This window comes from Bartonella sp. AD328YNZD (assembly GCF_042196425.1).
This window is the reverse complement of record NZ_JBHIQG010000299.1, coordinates 1-2893: the sequence shown is the minus strand read 5'-3', so window position 1 is coordinate 2893 and position 2893 is coordinate 1. Positions and strand designations below refer to the sequence as shown.

At 35.2% G+C, this 2893-nt stretch carries 3 protein-coding genes, 1 tRNA gene and 2 pseudogenes; 4 read left to right on the top strand and 2 right to left on the bottom strand.

What is annotated here, in order from left to right; translation table 11 throughout:
* The 4 genes and pseudogenes from ACFIO3_RS10910 to ACFIO3_RS10895 all read left to right on the top strand — a co-directional run.
* Nucleotides 1-317 (top strand): annotated as a pseudogene (locus ACFIO3_RS10910) (lysozyme); the annotation flags it as partial.
* Nucleotides 314-540: pseudogene (locus ACFIO3_RS10905) on the top strand (hypothetical protein). The pseudogenes ACFIO3_RS10910 and ACFIO3_RS10905, both read left to right, overlap by 4 nt.
* Nucleotides 473-676, top strand: coding sequence for a hypothetical protein (locus ACFIO3_RS10900; protein ID WP_375704451.1), 204 nt, complete (start codon nucleotides 473-475; stop codon nucleotides 674-676). The pseudogene ACFIO3_RS10905 and the gene ACFIO3_RS10900 overlap by 68 nt, the downstream one beginning before the upstream one ends.
* Complete coding sequence (locus tag ACFIO3_RS10895; protein WP_375608777.1) at nucleotides 669-881, top strand: hypothetical protein; 213 nt, start codon at nucleotides 669-671, stop codon at nucleotides 879-881. Before ACFIO3_RS10900 ends, ACFIO3_RS10895 begins: the two co-directional genes overlap by 8 nt.
* Before the next feature lie 260 nt (nucleotides 882-1141).
* Here the strand turns inward: ACFIO3_RS10895 and ACFIO3_RS10890 are convergent.
* Both ACFIO3_RS10890 and ACFIO3_RS10885 read right to left on the bottom strand, forming a co-directional pair.
* A tRNA-Ser gene (locus ACFIO3_RS10890) sits at nucleotides 1142-1231 on the bottom strand.
* A 1481-nt stretch (nucleotides 1232-2712) separates the two neighbouring features.
* Nucleotides 2713-2893: hypothetical protein (locus tag ACFIO3_RS10885; RefSeq protein ID WP_375704450.1), on the bottom strand; the 181-nt coding region annotated here is incomplete at its 5' end.

The following is a 2893-nucleotide window of genomic DNA, read 5'->3' as shown; positions in this document are numbered from 1 at the left end:
TCCCTGCCGAGCTACAGAAATGGACCAAAGCAGGCGGTAAGCGTCTTGAAGGTCTCGCACACCGGCGTGCAGCAGAAGCAGGCTTGTGGGCGAAAGGTGCTTTTGTTTCCTCTAACTACCAAACCGTAGAAACACAAGCACCAACGGGATTTTTAAAAGCTGAAGCTCTTGCACCAGTTATTGGGTCTTTTTCAGGGCTTGGTGGTTTATTGGCAGGAAATGGTCCAGTCCAATGGGCGCTTGCCACTATCATGGTTTTAGCCGCATGTGCTGGCATTTTCTTTGTTGCCAAACGTTTTCAGGAACACCGCCTATGATCTTATGGATGAAAAAAATCTGCTGTTAACAGGCGCGGCTTTAGCCGCTTTTTTTATGGCTTTGGCAAAAGCTTTTACCCTTGGAAAAAAGGCAGAACGGCAAAAGCAAACAGAAAAAACCTTAAAGGCAGCAACAACACGGCTGGAGGTGGAAAATGAAGTTAATCAGAAAAATGATACTGATGTGCGTACTGCTCTCTCTCGTTGGTTGCGGGACAAATAAGTATGTCTCTTGTGTTGGTTGGTTGCCAATTTATTTAGAGAGGCAAGATGTCAACGTCATCAGTTCTAATTTAGCAAGAGAGATCTTAGAGCATAACAAGCAGGGCGAACGTGTGTGTGGGTGGAAACATGGCTAAGAAAAAAACAAAAGACGATACAGAGCTTACAGAAGGAGAAAAAGAAATCCTTCAAGAAATTATCATGACCTACAAAAGTATAAAAGTGATGTCACGTTATACGAGATGGATTGTACCCATTATACTCTTACTAGCGCTTGATTTTTCACGTCTTATAGATGCATTGGTAAATATTTTTACACAAAAACCAAATATCCGACTCTAAACATACTCTGAGACGCGCGAAATTCTTTAGAAAATGGTTTCTTAATTTTGCTCGTCTCATGGAGGCGATAGAGAATGTCTTTGCACATTTAAAATATGTGGTTCTCAAAGAATTAAAAAAATTATTAGAGAATGTTGGAGGAAAAAGATGAGCTTTGTAACGGTATGTTGGAAAATCCTATTCCCGAACTTTTGTTAACGCTCCCGAACCTTTAAAAAGATTACAAAGAATCAATACGTTATACATAGGAGAAAATTGTATGGCGGAGAGAGAGGGATTCGAACCCTCGATATGGTTTCCCATATACACGCGTTCCAGGCGTGCGCCTTCAACCACTCGGCCACCTCTCCAGAAATTTGCACTATACCCAGAAAGAAATAACGTGCAAGTCTAAACTATACATTCAAAACTCAAAACACAAATTCATTTATTCAAGTAAGAGATGATATCTATTGAATAACAAGCACATCCTTTCTTTTTAAGAAAAAACTTTTTCCGTGAATAGCTGTCTACAATGCAATAATGGGAATAAAAAGATTGTCACCAATCATAAACAGTCATGCTCACTTACACACTTTCTGCTTCACGAAAAAATACCTCTCTTAAAATTGGCATACGGTCCATGGTTCTGCACAATCAAAGAATTCAATATCTCTCGCCTATCCCCATTGATTATCACAATAATAAATAGAATAATAACGATATGAACGTCTTATATCTCTAACATTAAAATTGTTTCATCCGGATAATAAATTTCACTTCAATAAAAATTATTTCCAACCCCCTCATGGCCCCAAGGATGAAGATTCTTAACCGCTATAAATTTTATGACAAACTGCTCTTTCTTGAGATGAGATCTACCTGCTAATCATTTTTGTGTTTCACTTCATATATAATATATTGATTTATAAATAATAAATTATCATCTTATGTAATGAGAACCCCAAATATCGTAAGATTTTCTCATCACAACCCCTCTCAAATAGCAAAGTATTGGGTATTGGTAAATAATATGATCTTGACTTGTGCTTTTTATTTAAGGAAAGAGGTTCTATCCAATAGATTTTATACTATTCATAGATACCGCTATGAGATGGATGTGACAAGCTTTGAGAAATATTTTTTACAAACACGTGGATGAGAAAAATAATAGTATTCTTAGAGTGTTCTGTTTTTTATGAGAAGCATACCCTACTTAAAGAATGCAATAAACATAAAATATGAAGCAATATATAATATCTCTTATTTAAAAGAGATTGCTTTAGATATTTTGAAAACTATAAAGCTGAATTTAAGAGTATATGGTAAAGAGGAAAGCAGATTTACATCTTTATGATTTTATGTCTTGCTAAAATTGAAATGTTTTCTCATTTCAGAGAATAATATACATTCATGCATATTAAATTAAAAATATAACAGCCTTTTGTATCTGAATTTTATTTTCTATCAACTAAATGTAGAAGTATGAAATGAAATATTTAGGATAGGATCGAGACAGCTGGTACCATCATGCTATTTGCCAGCCCCAAATATTGCAACGCCCCTTGCTATTTGAGAGAATTCATAAGAAGCATTTATCCTTTCTTAAAGTTTTTTTATCTACATATCATCTCTACTTATGGCGTACAAGAAAATGATTTTAATTAATCAATATGAGAGGGCTTGTGATGAGAAAATCTTATGACATTCGGGATTCCCATTATAAAAAACGATAAATTATCATTCTAAGTTAATAATGTTGCCTATAATCGCCCTAAAGAACAATGTTTTACAACACTAAAAATCTGATTACTTTGCAAAATGAACTCGTTCTATCCCTTAATGTTTTTTATCACCTTATATCTTTGCTTAGAGCACGTACAGCTCGTGCAGTTTCACATTGCAATGCTTTTTGTGCTAAAATTTTCATATCCTCAAAACTATGAGTCTGTAAACACGCCTTTACTGGAGAAATATCGCAAGATATCATAGAAAGCTCATTAATTCCCAATCCAGTCAAAATCATTGCACCA